Raw genomic sequence first — 20025 nt, 5'->3', positions numbered from 1 at the left:
GACTATTGCGAAGTGCCCGCGTTGAGCGGCGTCTTCGACGCCTTGGCGTTGTCGTCCGTCAGCTTGGTGGCGCCGGCGCTATAGCCGTTCGAATACAGCAGGAATGCCATAATGTCAGCGTAGTCCTGCGGTTTCATCTTGCCGGGGCGGTCCGCCGGCATATTGTTCGCCATGTATCCGTACACCCCGCCAATGGTCAGTTTCGCGTTTGCCGCCGGAGCAAAGGCAGGACCACGCAACGCCGGCGCATTCAAACCTTGCAGGCCGGGACCGTGGCATTTTGCGCACGCACTCGAGTACAGGGTTTTGCCGTGCGCCACCTGCGTGCGGTCGAAGCCAGGGGCGTCGCCCGCTGCGCTTGCATCGACCTTGATGAAGCGGCCCTGCTGTGACCCGCGACTGCCTGCCAGCATCATTCGCCACATCGTATCGCTGCGGCCGGGGCCCTCTCGATAGGCAAATGCGGCCGCGGGCGAACGGGCTGCCTGAGCCGCCTCGGGCAGCGTCCAGTTGCGGGTCAACGCTGCGAGCCTGCCGTTCGACGCCATCTTCTCCAGCGCTGCGTCGACGCGCGGTTGCAACGCCGCGCCGTTCTTGCCAAAAGCGAATACCAGTTGCCAGTCCGCATACGGCGAAACCGTGCCCGTAATCTGGAAGTGCTGCTGCGGATGTGTGATCGTATATGCCACCACCGCCGGATACCAGACGATTGCGCGTTGCGCATGTCCGCTGGCCAGGGCATCGACGGTGAGCGCCGCCGTGTTCTCCAGATCGAGTCTGACATTGGGTTGCTGCACGGCGATAAGCTGCGCGGGGCTCGCATAAGTTGCCGCGACGACCTCCTCGCCGCTGGACGGCGTTGACGATTCTCGGGTAGTGACGCTCACGTAGCCGGAGTGCAGATAGCCGCGTGAGAAAGTCAGCTTGCTGCCGGATCCATCGGCGACGCTCGAGCGCGGAAAGCCGGCAATGACGTCGCATTTACGCGCAAGCGCCTTGTTGAGTTCCTTCAGGGATACGCCATCGTCGTCGCTCCCGTCGAATCCTCCGGGCGCGAGCGACAACGCAATACCCGCCGTGCGAAACGCTTCGCGCGTCACAGCTTCGTCAAGCGCGGTCGATGGACTGCCGGGAAACGTGCAAACGCGCACACCCGCGTTAGCGAGACCTGGTGTAAGTGTGCCCGTAGCCAGCAGCATACCGGCGAGAGCGAACGAATTGAGTCGGGTTTTCATGATCATGCTTCCGGGAAAGACCAGGCCACCACGGCTGGACGTCCTGCGCAAATGTCGCGCTGGGCAGACCGTCGTGGCAGTCTGGTAAACATCAGCCGTGGTTGAGCGCAAACACGTACAGCGTGCCGCCGCGTGGGACCTTCTCCGCAGCCTTCGCCATCGGACCACCCCAGATCGGGTTGGCACCGCCGTAACCGGCAAGAATGGCGACGTACTCCTGGCCGTCGACTTCGAACACCGACGGTTGAGCAACGATCCCGCTGGCCAGTTTCGGGCTCTGCCATAACACCTTGCCGGTCGCCTCATCGAATGCATACAGGTGGCCGTCGAGCGAACCGCTAAACGCGAGGCCGCCCGCCGTCGTCGCTACGCCGCCATTCCACGGCAGCTTGCTCCAGTGACTCCAGACTTTCTTGCCGGTGTCGACGTCGATCGCCTGCAGCTCGCCATAACCCTTGCTGCCGGGCTCCGGTTTGATCTCGAACCCTTCGCCAAGGTACGGCAGGCCTTCCATGTAGTTCACCGACTTGCCGGAGAGCGACATGCACGCATGCAGAGCGGGAACGATCGCGAGATGCTTGTCCGGATCGTACGAAACCGACCACCAGTTCTTGCCACCGAGGAAACTCGGACAGGTTTCGATCGTGGTGCCGGCCTTTGGATATTTCGACGCGTCCTGGATCGGCGAGCCGTCCGCCGTATAGCCTGTGACCGACGACGCCGTGACAAAGGGTTTCGCGTAGATCAGCTTGCCGGTCGTGCGGTCGATCGCGTGGAAAAAGCCGTTGCGGTCCGCATGGATAATCGCGTCGTAATCCTTGTCCTGGTACTTGATCTTGGCAAGCACCGGCGTATTGACGCCGTCGTAGTCCCATGTGTCATGTTTCGTGTACTGGTAATGCCATTTGAGATTGCCGGTCTTGGGGTCGAGTGCGAGAAGCGAGTCGGAATACAGGTTGTCTCCCGGCCGCAGATCGGCAAGCCATGGCCCTGGGTTGCCGACGCCCCAGTAAAGCGTTTTCGATGCGGCGTCATAGGTGCCCGTCAGCCAGGCCGGTGCACCGCCATGTTCCTGCATGCCGTTCGGCCATGAATCGCCACCCTTCTCGCCGGCAGCGGGTACCGTAAAGCGCTTCCAGATCACGTTGCCATCGTCAGGATTCAATGCCGCGATGAAGCCGCGCGCGCCGTACTCTCCGCCCGCACTGCCCACCACCAACGCACCGTCGAGCGCGAGCGGCGCAAGGGAGAACGCGTAACCCAGACCCGGCTCGAACATCTGCTTGCGCCAAACGAGCGCACCTGTCTTTGCGTCGAGCGCGACGACGTCACCGCTCAGCATCGCGACATAGACGTTCTTGCCGTACAACGCCACGCCGCGGTTAATCACGTCACAACACGCGGTCTTGAACGATTCCGCGCCGAGCTTGGGCTCGAATTTCCAGAGTTGTTTGCCTGTTACGGCGTCGAATGCATACACGTTGTCCTTCGGCGTGGTGACGAACAGGTAGCGGCCATTCACAATTGGTGTCGCTTCGAAGCCCTGCTGCAGGTCCGCCGGAAACTTGTAGCTCCATACCTGTTTGAGGTTCTTGACGTTGGCTGCGTCGATCTGCTTGAGCGGCGAATGCGCCTGACCGTTATAGGTACGGTAATACGTGAGCCAACCCGGGTCGCTTTGTGCGTCCGTCAAACGCTCGTAGGTGACGGCGGGATAGTCGTCGGCTACTGCGGCCGACCCCAGTATCAGACTGACGGCGGCGGCCACACCCATCGCAAGCGCCTTGGGCCGCGTCGCCGAAGTTAAACGTGCTTTCATCCTTGTCTCCTGTTGAGTTGTCGACGCGAGGCCGTGCGGCGGCGCCATCGTCTAGTGAACGCAGACTGGCTGCTGACCATTCAAGGCAAGTCGCGTGCCATTGGCAGTGGCGCTGCCGCGAACCGTCGCGGATCATAAGGAGGGGCGCTGCTACGCGATTACACGGTCATCGCGGAGTGACAACCGGTGTTGCACGCTGGCGCAGTCGAGCGAAGATGTGTTGCTAAAAATGACAGTTACCTCACGGACGTAGCAAGCGGCACGTGGAGGCGATCCACTCGCTGCGACGTATGCGTCGCGCGTGGTGGTCGACATCTGAGGTCGCCTGACGCCTGCCGCGACGCAAACAGGACCAAATGGCACGCTTCTCGCTGAATGCCCCGCACGATGAAGGGTGTCAGCACGGCGGATACGTCGAGCCAACGCGGGCGGTCTCCATCGACACCAGTCACACAATCATTGGAGGAGTCAGGCATGAACCACGCAGATATGCAGTTTCTCGACGTCGAATTTCCGTACGCGCGGCAGTACGCCAATTTCATTGGCGGCCAATGGATTGCGCCGGTACGCGGCGAATACTTCGACAACGTATCGCCCATCACCGGCGAAGCCTTCACGTCGATCCCACGCTCGACAGAAGAAGATATCGAACTCGCCCTCGATGCCGCCCATCGCGCCCGCAAAGCCTGGGCCGATACCGCGCCGGCCGTGCGCGCGACGATCCTGAACCGTATTGCGGACCGCATGGAGCAGAACCTCTCGCGCATCGCGTTCGCCGAATCGATCGACAATGGCAAGCCGATCCGCGAAACGCTCGCCGCCGACATCCCCCTTGCGATCGACCACTTTCGCTATTTCGCCGGTTGCATTCGCGCACAGGAAGGAACGCTCTCCGAGATCGATGCCGATACCGTGGCTTATCATTTCCACGAGCCGCTTGGTGTGGTCGGTCAGATCATTCCGTGGAACTTCCCGATCCTGATGGCAGTATGGAAGGTGGCGCCCGCGCTGGCCGCGGGGAACTGCATCGTGCTCAAGCCTGCCGAGCAAACTCCTGCGTCGATCCTGGTGTTGATGGAACTGATCCAGGACCTGCTGCCGCCGGGTGTGCTGAACGTAGTCAACGGTTTTGGCCTCGAAGCCGGCAAGCCGCTCGCGTCGAGCAAGCGCATCGCGAAGATTGCCTTCACCGGCGAGACCTCCACAGGGCGCCTGATCATGCAGTATGCGAGTCAGAACATCATCCCGGTGACGCTCGAACTCGGTGGCAAGAGCCCGAACATTTTCTTCGCCGACGTGATGGATCGCGACGACGGCTATTTCGACAAAGCGCTCGAAGGTTTCGCTATGTTTGCGCTAAATCAGGGTGAAGTGTGCACGTGCCCATCGCGTGTACTGATCGATGAAAAAATCTACGATCGCTTCATGGAACGTGCCCTGAAGCGCGTCGCCGCAATCAGGCAGGGACATCCACTCGACACGCAGACGATGATCGGCGCGCAGGCTTCGCAGGAACAGCTCGAAAAGATCCTCTCGTACGTCGATCTCGGCAAGCAGGAAGGCGCTGAGTGCCTGATCGGCGGCGAACGAAATACGCTGGGCGGCGAACTGAGCAAAGGCTACTACATGAAGCCGACCGTCTTCCGTGGCCACAACAAGATGCGCATCTTCCAGGAAGAAATCTTCGGTCCGGTCGTGTCGGTGACGACATTCAAGAACGAAGAGGAAGCGCTCGAAATCGCCAACGATACGCTCTACGGTCTCGGCGCCGGCGTGTGGACGCGCGACGGCACGCGCGCCTATCGCTTCGGCCGTCAGATTCAGGCAGGCCGCGTGTGGACGAATTGTTACCATGCTTATCCGGCGCATGCGGCATTCGGTGGCTACAAGCAGTCCGGTATTGGTCGCGAAACCCACAAGATGATGCTCGACCACTATCAGCAGACCAAGAATCTGCTCGTCAGCTATAGCGAGCAGCCTCTGGTTTCTTCTAACCCACTACGTACGGATCTGGAGCGGTGTGAGACCCGCTCCAGACAAGTAGTTTTTCCAAGCCGCCCACATCCCCGCTTTAATTCCACGCATAGCGCAAACCAACCCATACGCCACGCGGCGCGCCCATACCGAGAAACTGTTCGTTGGTCGCCGTATCGGGCGAGAACGAATGACCGGGGCCATTGAAAAAATTCTGCCCGAGGATGCCGAAGTCGGCGTAGCGTTTGTCGAACAGATTGTTCACATGCGCGAATAGCTGCAGTTGCTTCGTGACCTGATAGGTCGTGTCGAGATCGATGATTGCGTAGCCCGCGATACGCCCATTGCTGTCCTGATTGTTCTCGTCGCCACGGGCAAATATCGAGCTGCGATACAGAATATTTGCACCCACATTCCATTTCGCGGTAGCCGCATAGTCCAGACGCAGCTTCAGCGTATTTTCCGGCATGCCGGGAATACGGTCGCCCGGGTGTACCGTAATGTTGCCTTGGCCGTTGGCGCTCGAGTTGCTCGCACTTTGCTCGACAAAGCTGCTTTGATAGGTTGCGCGCAGATAGGTATAGCCTGCGTTCACGGTAAGCGGACCGGTCTGTGCACGTGTGTTGATTTCGAACCCCTGCCGCCGCGTGGTGCCGACGTTCTGGAAATACCCGGTCGAGGTCGCCGCCCCGTTGCTGCTGACAAAAGATATGTCATCGTGGAGATCGGTGCGGAACAATGCCACACTCCAATGAATTGCCGACGATAGCGTTCCACGGGCGCCCGCCTCAAACGTGCGCGATACGACCGGCTTTAACGCAGGGTCGGCAATAAAGTCGTTCGGCAGCGAACAGGGCGCGGCCGGATCGGCGCAGGCCAGCTCAATAGCGGTCGGCGTACGCGCGCCCTCGCTGTAATTGGCATAAGCCGTCAGCCAGGGGAGCGGGTTATAGGTCACGCCGAGCGCCGGATTGATCCGCGAAAAACTGTGCGAGCCGTTCAACAAGGGCTGCATACCGCTGCGATCCTCGATATCGACGCTAGCGTGGTTGTAGCGCGCGGAGGCCGTCAGCGCAATCGAGCGGGTCAACGAAAGCGTGTCGGTGACGAATACTCCGAGGTTGCCGTTGCGTGTGGATGCATCGGTTTGCAGGGTGTAGCCGTCGGTCCCGACGGTCTGGCGATCCGCGGCGAACTGCGCATCCTGCGAGTACTGCGTGAAGCCGGTGTTGGCAAAATCGCCGCTGACACCTGCCATCAACTGGTTGTCCATCCCCGCGACTTTGCCGGTGACGCTCAATTGCAATGCGAATCCATAACTGTCCTGCGAGATCACGGAGTGCGAGTTTTGCGCGGGGACGGTGTCGATCGCGCCGGCCGCCGGATCGATAGAGCCGTAATCTCCATTGACGTTGCTACTCAAATTGTCGTTGTTGTAGTGCCGGTAGTACACATCGCCGGAGAGCTGCAACGCATCGCTGAAATCATGCTTGCCTGACAAAGTCAGCATGACCGCGCGATTCTGGTTTTCGTCGGGATACGTGTAGGCCTGGCGTGGATTGCCGAGAAACGAGCGCGGAATGGTCTGGGTACCCTGCAACTGATTGTCGGCCGCGGTGAGGCTCAGTTCGACGGTGGTGCGCGCGTCCGTATAGCCCACCTTGCCGAACAGCTGCTTCACGCGGCTGGGATTGTGGTCGGCCCAACCCTGATCGGCTTCATCGTTGGCGGTGACGAAATAGTCGAAGTGTCCCATTTGGCCGCCTTGCGTGAAGACCACACTCCTGCGTCCGAACGAGCCGCCCTCCACTTCAACGCTGCCACCGGGGTTGTCGCGGCCATTTTTTGTGGTGATTGCGATAGCGCCGCCTAGCGTGTTCAAACCGAATAGCGGATTGGACCCGGGCATCACCTCGATGCGCTCGATCGCCGATTGTGCGAGCAGATCCCAGTTGACTACGTCACCGAACGGCTCATTGATCCGCACGCCGTCCTGGAACACCGACAGGCCTTGGGGTGTGCCGAGGAGCGGCGAAGCGGTGAAGCCCCGATAGTTGACGTCCGGCTGATACGGATTGCCCTGACTCGAATTGAGCGTCACGCTGGTGACGTTCTGCTCCAGGTAGGCCGTGATGGAATTCGGGTGTTGCGCCTCGATGTCCTTCGCCTCGACGATCTGCACGGCGGCAGGCACCTCATTGAGCGCCATACCGAGTCCGGTAAGCGGCGCCGTACCCACCACGGTTACGACCGGCATCACCTGGGAAGGCGACGGCGCGGGTTCGTCTTGCGCCACTGCGCAAGTACCGTGGGCCATAGCAAGCATGCCCGCTATGGCGGCGGCGATGCGCGTGCGCCGCCAATCGTCGCGATGCGACTTCATGTGTCTCCTCCGTCCTGACGCGCATCGGCTTCATGGCCGTACGCGGTATGTTCTTTGATCGCGATTTCCGATGTGCCCACTTCCAAGCAACATCGATGCCGGACATCGACGCAGTGCGATGCCATGTCGAACGCTGTACCGCGCTTGTCTTCGCTCACGTGACACCTGTGTCGATTTGGTACAGGCGGTGTTCCGAACGGGGACACCTAAGACACACCCTCGGAGCGCGCCCGATCCACACAAACGCCGCACGCTCGTCGCCACGACCGGCACGCATGTTGCGATCCGAATGGCAATCAGAATCTGGGGGTGGCGCGCATGATCACTTCAACGCTGAAAGGTGCAAACGCGGCGCGGCGCAGGCTGCGCAGCCTGCAATGCGCCGCCGCGGCGAACCCGCCGGTGCGCGTCGCAGCGAGCCGCCTGCCGCCGTACACCACGGGCGCTTTCAACGACCTTCGGGGAGCGCGCGCGCATGCCATCGCGCTAGTCGTGCTTGCTGTCCATTGCACGGTAGCGCTCAAGGTTTGGCGTATGTCGGTGGAAAAGCAGGAATACGCGGCGCCGCATGTGCTCGACCTGCAATTCGACATAGCGGCTGCCGTAGCGCTACCGGCCGCGATTTCAACGCAATCCGCAAACCGCGCCGCCAAGCTGCCGTCCGCTATGACATCGCCCGTGCCAGCGCCCTCGGCCTCGACGCGCCGTGCAAGAGACATGGCTGCCCCGAGAAACACTACTCAGGCTTCCCCATCGAAACCGCTCGCGAAGATCGCGCCGAACAACGCATCGAAACCGCAGCCCGCGCCCGCCGCTACGACTTCACAGCCCACGGTGACTGACGCCGGTCCCGAACCACGCAATGCATCGGCCGCAACATCACCGGACGCCCAGCCGACGTCCGAACCGCTCACCGAACCCAGCTTCGGCGCGGCTTACCTGCGCAATCCTGCGCCGGCCTACCCCGGCGTGGCTCAACAGCGCGGCTGGCAAGGCACCGTCATGCTCAAGGTTCACGTGCTGGCCAGCGGCCGGCCAGACCACGTCGGACTCGCGTCGTCGAGCGGCCACGAGTCGCTCGATGAGGCGGCACTCGAAGCCGTCACCAACTGGCGTTTTGCGCCGGCTCGCCGTGGCGCTCTGCCGGTCGATGGATGGGTCCAGGTACCCATCGAATTCAAACTTGGAACCTGACCATGAACATGTCTGACTTCGCCACCCAGCTCATTGTCGACGCTTCGCTTTGCTTGCTCGCGGCCTGTTCGCTGCTGACGTGGTGGCTGATTTTGTACAAAGGCTGCGCGTACTGGCATCTTGCTTCTGAGAACCGGCGCTTCACGGCACTTTTCTGGAGCGCCGCCGAGCGCGATCCGTCGGGCATGCCAGGCAGCCCGACGCACGCTTCGGAGTGTCCGAAGGCGCGCGTGGCGCGCGCCGGCTTCGCCGCGTGGTCGGGCACCACTCCAGTGGAGATGACAGCTGCCAATGCAGAATTCGTGGCCTGGGACCGCCACGAATTGCTCGATCGCTTCCTGAACCAGCAGATCCAGAGAGAAAGGCGCGCGCTTGAGCGCGGCTTGACGCTGCTTGCATCGATTGCCAGCACCGCGCCGTTTATCGGCCTGTTCGGCACGGTGTTCGGCATTATCCATGCACTGCACGCAGTCGCTGTGGGCAGCGCGAGCGGGATCGAAGGGGTTGCCGGCCCGGTCGGGCAAGCACTGACTGCGACGGGAATCGGGATCGCCGTCGCCATCCCCGCGGCACTGGCCTATAACCTCTTCGTGCGCCGCGTTCACATCTCGATTGCCGATCTCGAGGACTACGCCGCGGATCTCGTCAACGTTGCGCAACGCAACGGTTTTCGCGCGGTGACGGGCGCTCATCGGGCGGAGGTACTCACATGATTTCCCGTTCGAACGCAAAAGACACGGACCAACCGCTCGCTGAAATCAACATCACACCGCTTGTCGACGTCATGCTGGTACTCGTCGTGATTCTTCTGGTCATGGCGCCGATGTTGACCAGAACGCTGCATATCGATCTGCCAAGGGTTGCAGCCAGCGCGCCCGAAGCGCGCGATCACGCGGTGACAGTCAGCCTCGATGCACACGGCAAGCTCACGATCGACGGTCGCGACATCGCCGCGGACCAACTGGAGCCGACGCTCAGGCGCATCGCAGCGCAGGATGAACGGACCGTGGTGAAGCTGCGTTCCGATCAAAGCCAACCATTCGGCGCTGTTGCGAACCTGCTCGCCAGAATCGGTCATGCGGGCATCGCGCATGTCGCAGTCGTAACGGCGAACGCGGTGCCACGGAATTGACGTGGCGCGATCCCGCGCTTCATGCCCCTTTCATGCCTTTGACTTAAATCAACGGTGTTGCCCATTGGGTGTTTATAGTCAACGCGAATACGGGAGACGAACCGGTTAAGGCGAGAGTTCCTCAGTTCAACGCTCTCTAACGAAAAGTGGCATTGAGCGCCCGGTAAGCGCACTGCTTTCTCCGCAAACGCGGGGAACGGTCTTCATGCGACGCGGCCTGGCAGAAAATTTCAGATGTGGTCATAACATGCCCGGCAAGATATTCATTCTCGCTTCAATTCTTGCGACGCCGGCGCCGCACAACGGCGACGTCACGGTCGCCGTTCGTTCGTCACTGCTGTCGACGCTCTTTGAAAACATACGGCCGCTCGTCATGTCGGGTGTCGCAAGCGGTTTCATTGCGCTCGTAGCCGCGATCCGTCTGCATCAGACGTGGGCCGAGCTATGGCTCGTGACGGATATTGGCCTCCTGCTAACACGGCTCGGGATCGTTCGTGCTTACATCGTGCGCAGCCGTACGGGTACGGTTCACCCTGCCCCCTGGGCTGTCCGATACGTGCCGGCTTCGCTACTGGCCTGCTTGCTGCTCGGCCTCGGTACGATGGGTTGCATCCTGTCCCATGACGGCGAACTGGCAGCGCTCGCCGTCATGGTGACGGCCGGGATTCTAGGCGGAATAGCGTCAAGAAACGCGGCGTTGCCCCGCCTGGCGATCGCGCAGATTTGCCTGGGGGCGATTCCCATTGGACTGGCCGGGCTGATCGCCTCCCGTAGCGCGATGTGGATTCTGGTGCCACCGCTTTGCCTGTACGTTGCGGCGATGACTTCGGTGGTCAGGCGCCACTATGCGATGCTTGTCGCCCTGATGACGGCCGAACAAAGGCACGCTGAACTTGCGGCCCAATTCGATGCGGCGTTGGCCTATATGCCGCACGGGCTGTGCACCATCGACAGCGCCGCGAAGGTGATCATTGCCAATCGCCGAACCGCAGAGCTTTTCGGCGCCCCCGTCGAGATGCTGCAGCTTAATGTCCCACTCCCGCAGTTGATCGGTCAGGTAGCGCTGGCGAAGTATGGCGAAGCGCTCCGAAAGGAGCTTGTCGAGCGATGCACCGCATGGCTGTCTGAGGAACACGGTCCGCTCAATCTGAAATTCGACGACGGCCGCCAGCTCGAGATGACCCGCAACCCGGTGCCTGACGGAAGTGCTGTCATCATTATCGAGGACGTGACGCAGCGCAGGACCGCCGAGGCCAGAATGCTCGAGTGGGCCCGTCACGACGTGCTAACGGATCTGCCGAACCGCCGCTACCTGCGCGAACAACTGGAGTGGTTACTTTCCCGGTGCGCAGACAATCAGGACCCGGCATTGGCGGTGATGTATCTCGATCTGGACGGCTTCAAACAGGTGAATGACGGCTTTGGCCACCCGGCGGGCGACGAGGTACTGAAAATGGTCGGGGAGCGCTTGCGCAGGACATTGCGGCAAGGGAAGCTGGTGGCGCGGATCGGCGGCGACGAATTCGCCGTTGTTCTTGAGAACTCAACCACTTCCTCCGCCGCCGCACTTGCGCAGCGTATTATCCAGCGGCTATCCGAACCCTATCCGCTATCAGCGGGCGCGACGGTGAAAATCGGCGCAAGCATCGGCATTGCCTTCGCAACGAAATATGAGTCTCTTGAACTGTTGAAGAAGCGAGCTGATGAAGCCTTGTACGACGCGAAGAAAGCGGGCAAAGGAGTATTTCGTTTTTGGACTATGGACGCGGTCACCAGGTAGAGCAGTGCCGCTAGAACGCGGTGTCCATACCCGGGAACCGCGTTGGGAGCCTGTTCTGGCGCGGGTTATAGGGAGATTTTCAATTTTCGGTTTCAACGGCGGCAATTGAAGGCGCCATGCCGAATGCGTCCGGTGCTTGCGGTCAGGATGCTGCTGCTCGCCCCACAGGCGGCATTGAGACAAGGCTCCTGAATATCCGCCTTGCAGGCACGCAGCATCGGACATCGAGAGCCCACGACGAGGGAATATGAGGGTAAAGCGCCGGGAAAATATCTTCTCCCGGCGCAACCTCGGTCGACTTCGACAGGGGGCCGCCGAGTAGAGATCGAATAAATGTTTTGCCTAAGATCTGTCCTGCTTCCTTTATTGTATATCGCCGTAGCAAGGACCCGGGCCGCCAGAAATCTCGCCAGCCATAGTTTCGCGTCGTTGTGCACCGTACGGGCCCACTGGCACCTAGGCCTATCATGCCGGACGAGACCGTGAGACCTTGTTTCTGCCAGTCGCCTTCGCGTTGTACAAGGCCTCATCGGCAGCCTTGATCACAGCGGTCACGCTGCCATCCTGCTCCGGCGCCCAGCTCGCCGTGCCGATGCTGGCCGTGACCCGACCATACTCGCTCCCCGCGTGCTCGATGCCCAGTTCGCTGATCGCCAATCTGATTTTTTCGGCGATCAGAGAGGCACCGGCAGGCGGCGTGTCTGGAAGCACCACGATGAATTCCTCTCCACCATAACGCGCCGCGCTGTCAGCTGGCCGCCGGATGTTCTCGCTGATGCACCTCGCCACTGCCGCTAGCGCGTCGTCACCCGCCTGATGACCGTAAGTATCGTTGTAGGCCTTGAACCGATCGATATCGACAAACAGCAGGGAGAACACATTGCGCGTTCGCCTGGCCCTGCGCCACTCCTCTTCAAGAATCTCGCCAAGAGTGCGCCGATTGTGCAAGCCAGTCAGACCGTCGGTGCGCGCGAGCATCTCAAGTTCTGATTCCGCACGCATCCGGCGACGCAACTGCGCACCCAGCACAAAAGACAAGGCGACAAACCCCAGGCCGAATGCGACCATCAGCGAGCCGATCGTAAGCGCCCGCTCCCGCCATGCTGCGTAAATGTCCTGGTCCGCCTCAGCGACCATAACGATCAGTGGCAGATCCGGAAAGTTCTTGAAGGAGTAGAGTCGACGCACGCCATCGATCGAGGCAGTTTCGCCGAAACTGCCTTCCGGGGCCGACACGAAATGCCGGAACGTACTTGCCTGGCTGATATCGCGGCCAATGATATGCACGTCATACGGCTGGCGCATGATCATCACGCCGTCCTTGCCGATCAGGGCGACTGATCCGTGCGATCCAAGTGAGAGTCCGGCAAACAGATTGTGGAAATACTCAAGATTGATGGCTATCAGCACGATTCCGGCGAACGAACCGTCGGGATGCGAAAGCCGCCGGCTCAACGCAATGCTGGGGACCCCATTGCGCAAACGGGATTTGAACGGGGCACTGATATATAAGCCTGCGTTTGGCCTGTCGCGCTGGATCGTGAAATAGCTGCGGTCGGCGAAATTCCCTTTGCGCGGAATATCACTGGCAGAGTCAATGACGATATTGCCCGATGCGTCGAGGACGAGCATCGAGCCGAGATACTTCGCGGTGGCGGCACGATCAAACAGTACTTCGCGGCGCAGATGCGGCGGCAACGCCAGAACGTCCGGCTGGCTCATGCCGTCGACGACCGCCTGTAACGACAGAGCATACAGCTCGAAATTCCGCTCAATGTCCCGCTGTGCTATCAGCGCCAGATTGTGCGAAGTTTCGCGGGCACGATCGAGTGCGTCGACCCGCCCCTGATACAGCACCGTAGCGCAGAGCCCGATCATGACGAGCGCAACGATAACCCCGCCATACATAACGGCATAGGGTGCTGTTAGCCGGCGTAGCTTCTGGCTGTCTGCAAACCGGGAAAGTCGACTATCGGTTTTGCTCACGGTCCTCCCCATACCTTCAATAGTGCCGACAATATCCGACTTGATGTGCATCAAGCCGCTGTTTTCGACCCGCATAATACAAGATCATGCCGCCCGGTCCTCTGTGCCTTTAACCCAAGTCCTTACGCCATTACCCTTCCGGAGACTGAAATCACTTCTGCTGACAGCTTGAGGCAGGATGACCGGTTGGCCGGCTGCAGCATGTCGCGTCGGTCGCATGTCGACCTGAACCGTTCCCGGGCCATCCGTTCGGCGAGTTCGCGGCGATTGCGAAACTGCCGCCATCCGAACAGCTCCTTGACCAGAGTCCATGCGCTGCCTGTGCCGATGCCCGCCAGTCGTGCCAGCACTGCGATGGCCGGTTGGTCGCCGTCGCGCACCTGATGAGCCTGCATTGTCTCAAGCGACCTGATCTGCCTGGCGACAAGAGAGAGCCGCTCGAGCTCACGTTCAATTTCGGCGCGCAAACCTGGCTGCAGCTGCGCGGCGTGCGCTGCCCACCAGTCCACCCACGTGCGCCCACCAATGTGTTCCGTGCGCAAATTGTGCAGCACCAGCAGCGAGCGGATCCGGTTGCTGTGAGCGGTGCGCTCCTGCCGCAGCCTTCCGAGCTCACGGTGTACGCGGCGCTCATCTTCCTGCTCGGGGCTTGGGATGCGCGCGATCGCCCACAGCCGCCTTTCGCCAGCGTAGTAGCGCATGAGCATCGACAGCAACCTCTCAGCGTCAAGCCGGTCGGTCTTGGCACGCCGTGCCCGCCGGCTAACCTCGATGCTTGCAGGGTCCACCACCAGATTGGCAATCCCATGTGCACTCGCCCAGCGGTGCAGCCAGAAACCATCACGCCCCGCCTCATAACAACTGCGCACCGGCGCATCGTTGCACAGATGGCAGCGCGCCTTTGCTTTGGCAATTGCCTTCAGGACTGCCTCGGTATCGCCTGCGCTCACAGTACACTGGCTCGGGGCGCGAACTCCATCTCCCAGTGCAAGCCTCCAGCTTCTATCGCCTAACTCGAAGGCGACATACAGCGAGCCGATCACCTTTGAATCCTGCCCACCACGGGCCATGTCCGGTGCGTTCATTTGCGTGCTCCTACGAAGAAAACGGATGACGACTCCGTTTTACTCCACCGCCTTCGCCTTCGCTGCCCTCATAGTATCTAGGGTTCCGTGCAGGCTACTCCGAAGCGGCCCTTCACAACCGGCCGTTGTTGGCCGAACAGCGCCGCAGGACCTTCGATTGCACCGAAGCCCGCCCGTAACAAGCTTTTTTGTCTATGCGGTTCGCTGTTTCCGGTAATGCCGCAGCGCCCGGTAGCCGGCAAAGATCAGTCCGCCGACCAGCAGCGTGGACACTCCCCAGTAGAGAAGTAGCGCGAGCATTTCCATGTCGTCGGGGTTCGCCATATCGCTGTTGCCGGTCACGGACAGCACGAAGCGGACGAACGTACCCACCTTGCTATTCCAGCAATTACCTCTAGCAAAGACTGTCGACGAGTACGTTGCGCTGCGTCCCCGGAGCATGTCAGTTCATGCCCGGTAAATCATAGATTTGCGCGCAGGAAGTCCACGACCTCCTGGTCGATCTGGCGATGAATCTCCACACGATCAATCCCGGGCGCATCCTGACAGATCAGTGCCACATTGGCCGCAACCGAGGCCGGACAAGGATCGATGAAAACGAAGTGATTGCCTGGCACGATGTGCAGCAAAGGCGGTGTAGGCAAGCCGGACGCAACAGCAAGAGAGTTTCTCGCAGACCCAAGATAGCTGTCGTCCTGAGGACGATAGAGCATGGTCGGTACGCGCACAGCGGACAAGCCAGGTGCCCCGAACATCATGGCCAGTGGATCCATCAGCACCAAGGCCTTCAGGCGGCGATCAGCAGGCGGTTGCCAGGCTATCAGATCAGCAGGTACGGCCGCTTTAACCTGGGCGCCGTGAGCACTATTGCTGGTTGCTGAACGCGGACACGATCCCGGATCATCGTGATTTGCGCAGTACGCACTGGCATACGCAAAGTCGGGTTTCGCTCCCGCCAGAATCAGCGCAGTGTAGCCACCGGCCGAGTATCCAATCATGCCAATTCGGCTGACATCCGCGCTCGCGGAAAAACGCGGATCTGCGAGGACGGCGTTGAGCGCGGCCTCTGCCTGCCGGGGGCGATCAATAAGAATCTGGGCTTGGGACGGAGCTCGGGGATAGCCTGAAGCGTCTCCAACGTGCGTCGGCAAGACGGCGATAAATCCGGCGCGAGCCAGAGCGGTAGCCAATTCACGGTGGCTCAAGGGGCCGCCACCCCGTCCGTGCGAAATCAATACAACCGGGAAGCGGTTATCCGGTACAGGCGGAGCATTGCGCGTCGCCTCGACAGTGAACGGACCCGCTTGCCACGGGACCTCTCGCTCATGCGTGGGGTAAAAGACGACCGTGTCGGAAGGAGCGGCGCCCGCCACCGTCAGCCGGATTACCCCTACGTTAAAAGTGGCCGGGGCAGCCAGCGTAGAACGCGTGCATAAGATCGCCAGCACAAAGGTTACTATCCAACGCATGTCACTACTCCTGGCCAGCCGGAATTAGAGGCGAAGGATAGCAGAGCGCTCTTACACGTTCGATGACCGATGGGCGCCCTTTACCGATCGCTTACTACCTTTCGGCTGGATGAACGGGAGCCGGATGAGGGACTGGTCGATTGCTAGCGATCCTGTGCCTGATGTCGAACGACCGCTCGTGGCCGGCTATCGCCCGACACGGCTGGCGGCATACGACCGGCCCCAGTCGTTTTGTCCAGGGCCAAGCGCGAATGAGCGCAGAATAGCGCGTCGCTGACGTTACGGCGCACCAGTGCAAAGCGGAAGACGAGGCCGTTGCACAAGCGCTTTCGATCACTCGATATGCAGCGAACTCGACATTTGCTTGATTACGGGCGACCACATCGCCTGCTCCGCGGCGGGATAGATGAACTGCACGGCAACAAGCGTATCGCCGTGAATAATCATCTTTTCATAGACGATTTCGTTCTTCGGCGTCTGGCAGGAAAAGGCTACGAGATCCCGCTTGCTCACTTCGTAGCTCGCCGGCATACCCGCACATGGGCCCTGTTCTTCGCCATGCAGGATCTGAGCGGACGTGTCCTCGTTCGCGTTGAACCTGCCCCAGACGGCGACTCGAGCCATACCCGATTTTGCTGAAAAGACGAGACCGTCGCTGTCATCGGCTTCCTGGCCAGGAACCAGCAGGTCGCCAGGATAATCGATCGTATACTGGTAGCGTACGTTCCCGTAGGTCGCGACGTGTTCGTCGACCTGATTGCGCTGCTGAATCGAAAGCTTCGCCTGCGGGCCGGATGTTGCGGCTGCCATGCAACCCGGGCCGTGCGTGGCGAGGAAGGTCGCCAGCAGGCAGGTGGACAAGGCGTTTCGGGTCGGCATATGCAAAATGGGGCACCTCTGGAGACGGGTCGCCGATGATCGCACGTTGAAGGAGCAGCGTCGATACGGCGTTGCGAGGTGCTCCTTGATTACGCGGTTTGCGTTCGTTGGCTTTCAGAAATCCGGGAGGCGTAAGCCGACCCTCCGGAGTCAGTCAGGCGGGGCCTGCGAGCGTCTCATTACTGGGCGACTTGAGACTTCCGGCAACGTGGCAAGCTGTCACAGGTCGAGGCCTGCAAGTAACACGTGGCATAATGCGCCGCATTCATCTGCACCACACCAATATCGAATCGTCGGCCTTATGCTGAGCTGTTTCTGCCGGAAATTGGGCTCCTATCTGGGATTGCTGGCAATCCTGATGGCGACGCTTGCGCCGACGGTTTCGCACGCACTGGCTGACCGCAATGAAGCTGGGCTCCCTCCAGCTTCGATCTGCTCCGCAGATTCGACGCCCGGCAATCCATCGGGCAACGAGGACACCTCCCACTCGCTGGCTGCTCACTGGCATGCTTGCGGCTACTGCAACCTGATTGCGCACATGCCCGTGCTGCCGAGTGTCCAGCCTGAATTTGCGGTCACGGTCTGGGCCATCCAGCATCGCGTTGCGACGCGGTTCGAGAGCATCCGTCGCGTCGAACCGCTGGCATCCGCCCAGCCGCGCGCGCCCCCCGTTTCATCCTGAATTGAGCCTTGGTGGCGATGCCGTGCACGAACGCATCGCCAGGCGTCGTCGTGTCTCTTCACAGACTCGCGGCGGCGCGATGACGACCTCAATCAATGGATGAAACATGAATACCAATACCTTGCGCCATGGCAAACCCTTCTTCGCCACGGCAACGATCTCGTTCGCCGCAACTGCGCTCCTGCTCGCCTCATCGTCAGCCGCTGCCCATGCCATCGCGGGCGACCGCGTCTTTCCGTCAACGATGGCTGTCGATGATCCAGGTGTCGGCGATGAAGCTAACTTCGAATACGGGCATCAGCGTGTTCCTGGAGACAACGGCGATCAAAGCATCAATACGTTCAGCTTCGAGTACGACAAGCTGATCACGTCAAGGCTTGCCCTGTCCGTCGACGGCGCTTACGTGATGCAGAACAATCCGACTGCGCACGGGTTCGATAACTTTGGGGTCGGCCTGAAGTATCTGCTGTATGTGAACGCCCCGCATGAATTCATGACTTCAGTCGGGGTGCATGCGGAATTGGGTGGAACCGGCAGCCACGCGATTGCGAACAGCTTTTCGGCCATCTCGCCGACGATCTACGTGGGCAAGGGCATGGGCGATCTGCCTGACTCACTGGCCTATCTCCGACCCGTTGCCATTACCGCCGAAGCTGGGCCTTCGTTGACCACCGGGGCCGGTCAGCCCAATTCTTTCGACTACGGTTTCACGGTCCAGTACAGCCTGTCCTATCTGCAGCAACAGGTGCATGATTTCGGCTTGCCGCAGCCGCTCTCGAACATTGTTCCCATCGTCGAGGTTCCGCTGTCGAGAAGTCAGGGCCAAACCACTGGCACAATCAATCCAGGGTTCATCTGGATCAACCGCTATGGCCAGTTCGGTGTCGAAGCCCAGATACCAATCAACAGCGCGAGCGGTTCGCATGTGGGCATTCTGGTACAGGCCCATCTTTTCTTCGACGATATTGCGCCGAAAACGCTCGGCAAGCCGCTGTTCTGACGTGTAAGGAGTCCTCTCATGAAACTGCACACGATTGCACGCGCGGCCATCGCCGCGCTGATGATCGCCGGCTGCAATCTCGCACAGGCGCACGCCTACCCGACCCAAGAGGCGCCGGGGGCCGGTGCGACCGTCACGACCTCGCAGAAGGACGTGGCGATCGACTTCGACGATGGTCTGGAGCCCGCATTCAGCTCGATCGCCGTCACCGACTCCCGAGGCAAGTCCGTGACGAGCGGCAAAGCTGCGGTTGACCCGTCGAACAGGAAGCACATGTCGGTAGGGCTAAATCCCCTCGTGCCGGGTGCCTATACCGTCTCGTGGGTCGCCGTTGCCAACGACGGCCATCGCACCCAGGGGCATTACACGTTCACGGTGAAGTAACGGTGGATCCGCTCGTCGTCGCCCAGATTGCACTGGCCGCGATGCAGGACATTCTGTTTGCCGTCGCTACCGGCGCTCTTGCATGCGGCGTCCTGGGCGCGCGTAGCGGATTGCCTGGGCAAGACACGACGCGAGTCTGGCGGACCGTCGCGTCAGTCGCACTCGCTCTCACCGCCCTGGCGTACCTCTGGCTTCAGGCCGCAATCATGAGCGGTTCGCCGCTCGGTGAAGCTGGTTCGGCTATCACCCCAGTGCTGACGCAGTCCCACTTCGGTAAGGCATGGTCGATCGGCCTTGCCGGCGCGCTGCTCGCGGCGTTGAGTGGCCTCAAGAAAGAGCGCGGCTCAGCGCTCTTTGCTGCGGGGTTCGTCCTGTGGGTCGCGAGCAAGGCAGCCGCGAGCCATGCGGCCGACTCCGGCGACTTCTCGTGGCGTGAGGCGATCCACGTCGTCCACCTTTCCGCGACTGCGCTTTGGGCCGGCAGTGTCATCGTCGCCGCGATCCTGTCGCGCGGGCTCGGACGCGAACCAAGCCGTCCGCCCGGCCAGAGGGCTGCGTTCTGCTCGGCGCTGTCTCATCTGGCGACGGCTGCGCTCGTGTTTGTTCTCGTCACCGGTTTCTACAACGCCGTTCAGGACACGGCGCAGGCCAGCGCGCCGCTGTTGCGCACACACTGGGGCCGGTTGCTCGCCGCAAAGCTTGCATGTGTGGTCCTGGTGACATTGCTCGGCGGCTGGAACCGGATGGCGATTCTGCCCGATCTGCTGGTGCTTGCCGAGCGGAACGATCCGGATTCCCCCGCCGCGCAACGCCGCTTCGACGGCGTTCTCTCTGTCGAAGCGCTCGTCATGCTAGCCGTACTTGCGCTGGCTGCGGTGCTGGGCCATATGTCGCCGACGGGCGGATAGCGGAGCGGCCATGTGGACACGCGACCGGTATGACGATCGAGCCGTGCCCCGGTGCGGCGACGTACGTTCCGCCAACCCATCACATTTTCCTTAACGTAGAACAGGAGGTTATGCC

At 60.9% G+C, this 20025-nt stretch carries 16 protein-coding genes and 1 pseudogene; 9 read left to right on the top strand and 8 right to left on the bottom strand.

Features of this window, described 5'->3' with window-relative positions:
• Positions 1-2: 2 nt before the first annotated feature.
• Both B0G76_RS20500 and B0G76_RS20495 read right to left on the bottom strand, forming a co-directional pair.
• Positions 3-1235, bottom strand: a complete 1233-nt coding sequence (locus tag B0G76_RS20500; protein ID WP_120296608.1) for a c-type cytochrome — start codon at positions 1233-1235, stop codon at positions 3-5.
• A 91-nt stretch (positions 1236-1326) separates the two neighbouring features.
• The gene (locus B0G76_RS20495) at positions 1327-3054 is read right to left on the bottom strand and encodes a methanol/ethanol family PQQ-dependent dehydrogenase (RefSeq protein ID WP_120294182.1); all 1728 of its coding nucleotides are present in this window, start codon (positions 3052-3054) and stop codon (positions 1327-1329) included.
• A 474-nt stretch (positions 3055-3528) separates the two neighbouring features.
• Here B0G76_RS20495 and adh point away from each other — a divergent pair.
• Positions 3529-5037, top strand: a pseudogene (gene adh / locus B0G76_RS20490) (aldehyde dehydrogenase); the annotation flags it as partial.
• Positions 5038-5125: 88 nt separating this feature from the next.
• On the opposite strand, the gene B0G76_RS20485 reads toward adh, so the two are convergent.
• On the bottom strand, positions 5126-7411 hold the full coding sequence (locus B0G76_RS20485; protein ID WP_120294181.1) for a TonB-dependent receptor: 2286 nt from the start codon (positions 7409-7411) through the stop codon (positions 5126-5128).
• A 318-nt stretch (positions 7412-7729) separates the two neighbouring features.
• Between B0G76_RS20485 and B0G76_RS43910 the strand changes: the two genes are divergently transcribed.
• The 4 genes from B0G76_RS43910 to B0G76_RS20465 all read left to right on the top strand — a co-directional run bounded on the left by B0G76_RS43910 (position 7730) and on the right by B0G76_RS20465 (position 11517).
• The gene (locus B0G76_RS43910; RefSeq protein WP_259460658.1) at positions 7730-8605 is read left to right on the top strand and encodes an energy transducer TonB; all 876 of its coding nucleotides are present in this window, start codon (positions 7730-7732) and stop codon (positions 8603-8605) included.
• A 2-nt stretch (positions 8606-8607) separates the two neighbouring features.
• Positions 8608-9318: a MotA/TolQ/ExbB proton channel family protein gene (locus tag B0G76_RS44580; RefSeq protein ID WP_310793943.1), complete on the top strand. Its 711-nt coding sequence runs from the start codon at positions 8608-8610 to the stop codon at positions 9316-9318.
• Positions 9315-9737 carry a biopolymer transporter ExbD gene (locus tag B0G76_RS20470; RefSeq protein WP_120294180.1) on the top strand — a complete coding sequence of 141 codons (423 nt, stop codon included), beginning with the start codon at positions 9315-9317 and terminating at the stop codon, positions 9735-9737. Before B0G76_RS44580 ends, B0G76_RS20470 begins: the two co-directional genes overlap by 4 nt.
• A gap of 205 nt (positions 9738-9942) precedes the next feature.
• Positions 9943-11517, top strand: a complete 1575-nt coding sequence (locus B0G76_RS20465; protein WP_259460657.1) for a sensor domain-containing diguanylate cyclase — start codon at positions 9943-9945, stop codon at positions 11515-11517.
• A gap of 465 nt (positions 11518-11982) precedes the next feature.
• Here B0G76_RS20465 and B0G76_RS20460 read toward each other — a convergent pair whose 3' ends face one another.
• The 5 genes from B0G76_RS20460 to B0G76_RS20440 form a co-directional block, all read right to left on the bottom strand.
• Positions 11983-13425 carry a diguanylate cyclase gene (locus B0G76_RS20460; protein ID WP_259460851.1) on the bottom strand — a complete coding sequence of 481 codons (1443 nt, stop codon included), beginning with the start codon at positions 13423-13425 and terminating at the stop codon, positions 11983-11985.
• A gap of 200 nt (positions 13426-13625) precedes the next feature.
• Positions 13626-14588 carry an IS110 family transposase gene (locus B0G76_RS20455; protein ID WP_259460656.1) on the bottom strand — a complete coding sequence of 321 codons (963 nt, stop codon included), beginning with the start codon at positions 14586-14588 and terminating at the stop codon, positions 13626-13628.
• Between the two features lie 192 nt (positions 14589-14780).
• The gene (locus B0G76_RS20450; RefSeq protein WP_120294179.1) at positions 14781-14960 is read right to left on the bottom strand and encodes a hypothetical protein; all 180 of its coding nucleotides are present in this window, start codon (positions 14958-14960) and stop codon (positions 14781-14783) included.
• Positions 14961-15049: 89 nt separating this feature from the next.
• Entirely contained in the window at positions 15050-16057 is a 1008-nt protein-coding gene (locus B0G76_RS20445) for a dienelactone hydrolase family protein (RefSeq protein ID WP_120294178.1), read from the bottom strand.
• A 333-nt stretch (positions 16058-16390) separates the two neighbouring features.
• Positions 16391-16936 carry a hypothetical protein gene (locus B0G76_RS20440; protein ID WP_120294177.1) on the bottom strand — a complete coding sequence of 182 codons (546 nt, stop codon included), beginning with the start codon at positions 16934-16936 and terminating at the stop codon, positions 16391-16393.
• Between the two features lie 301 nt (positions 16937-17237).
• Here B0G76_RS20440 and B0G76_RS20435 point away from each other — a divergent pair, with 301 nt between their 5' ends.
• The 4 genes from B0G76_RS20435 to B0G76_RS20420 all read left to right on the top strand — a co-directional run bounded on the left by B0G76_RS20435 (position 17238) and on the right by B0G76_RS20420 (position 19910).
• Positions 17238-17618, top strand: a complete 381-nt coding sequence (locus B0G76_RS20435) for a DUF2946 domain-containing protein (protein ID WP_120294176.1) — start codon at positions 17238-17240, stop codon at positions 17616-17618.
• Positions 17619-17724: 106 nt separating this feature from the next.
• The gene (locus B0G76_RS20430) at positions 17725-18618 is read left to right on the top strand and encodes a hypothetical protein (protein ID WP_120294175.1); all 894 of its coding nucleotides are present in this window, start codon (positions 17725-17727) and stop codon (positions 18616-18618) included.
• 18 nt (positions 18619-18636) lie between these two features.
• Positions 18637-19002 carry a copper resistance protein CopC gene (locus B0G76_RS20425; protein ID WP_120294174.1) on the top strand — a complete coding sequence of 122 codons (366 nt, stop codon included), beginning with the start codon at positions 18637-18639 and terminating at the stop codon, positions 19000-19002.
• A 2-nt stretch (positions 19003-19004) separates the two neighbouring features.
• The gene (locus tag B0G76_RS20420) at positions 19005-19910 is read left to right on the top strand and encodes a CopD family protein (protein ID WP_120294173.1); all 906 of its coding nucleotides are present in this window, start codon (positions 19005-19007) and stop codon (positions 19908-19910) included.
• The last annotated feature ends 115 nt before the right edge of the window (positions 19911-20025 follow it).

Origin of the sequence: Paraburkholderia sp. BL23I1N1 (genome assembly GCF_003610295.1) — a bacterium.
Classification (GTDB): domain Bacteria; phylum Pseudomonadota; class Gammaproteobacteria; order Burkholderiales; family Burkholderiaceae; genus Paraburkholderia.
The sequence above is the reverse complement of the archived record's forward strand: the minus strand, read 5'-3'. Positions and strand labels throughout refer to the sequence as shown.

Excerpts from the sequence above, each read along its gene's own strand:
- B0G76_RS20500 (WP_120296608.1), bottom strand. The coding sequence starts at position 1,235 with ATGAAAACCCGACTCAATTCGTTCGCTCTCGCCGGTATGCTGCTGGCT.
- B0G76_RS20495 (WP_120294182.1), bottom strand. The coding sequence starts at position 3,054 with ATGAAAGCACGTTTAACTTCGGCGACGCGGCCCAAGGCGCTTGCGATG.
- B0G76_RS20485 (WP_120294181.1), bottom strand. The coding sequence starts at position 7,411 with ATGAAGTCGCATCGCGACGATTGGCGGCGCACGCGCATCGCCGCCGCC.
- B0G76_RS43910 (WP_259460658.1), top strand. The coding sequence starts at position 7,730 with ATGATCACTTCAACGCTGAAAGGTGCAAACGCGGCGCGGCGCAGGCTG.
- B0G76_RS44580 (WP_310793943.1), top strand. The coding sequence starts at position 8,608 with ATGAACATGTCTGACTTCGCCACCCAGCTCATTGTCGACGCTTCGCTT.
- B0G76_RS20470 (WP_120294180.1), top strand. The coding sequence starts at position 9,315 with ATGATTTCCCGTTCGAACGCAAAAGACACGGACCAACCGCTCGCTGAA.
- B0G76_RS20465 (WP_259460657.1), top strand. The coding sequence starts at position 9,943 with ATGCGACGCGGCCTGGCAGAAAATTTCAGATGTGGTCATAACATGCCC.
- B0G76_RS20460 (WP_259460851.1), bottom strand. The coding sequence starts at position 13,425 with ATGTATGGCGGGGTTATCGTTGCGCTCGTCATGATCGGGCTCTGCGCT.
- B0G76_RS20455 (WP_259460656.1), bottom strand. The coding sequence starts at position 14,588 with ATGAACGCACCGGACATGGCCCGTGGTGGGCAGGATTCAAAGGTGATC.
- B0G76_RS20445 (WP_120294178.1), bottom strand. The coding sequence starts at position 16,057 with ATGCGTTGGATAGTAACCTTTGTGCTGGCGATCTTATGCACGCGTTCT.
- B0G76_RS20440 (WP_120294177.1), bottom strand. The coding sequence starts at position 16,936 with ATGCCGACCCGAAACGCCTTGTCCACCTGCCTGCTGGCGACCTTCCTC.
- B0G76_RS20435 (WP_120294176.1), top strand. The coding sequence starts at position 17,238 with ATGCTGAGCTGTTTCTGCCGGAAATTGGGCTCCTATCTGGGATTGCTG.
- B0G76_RS20430 (WP_120294175.1), top strand. The coding sequence starts at position 17,725 with ATGAATACCAATACCTTGCGCCATGGCAAACCCTTCTTCGCCACGGCA.
- B0G76_RS20425 (WP_120294174.1), top strand. The coding sequence starts at position 18,637 with ATGAAACTGCACACGATTGCACGCGCGGCCATCGCCGCGCTGATGATC.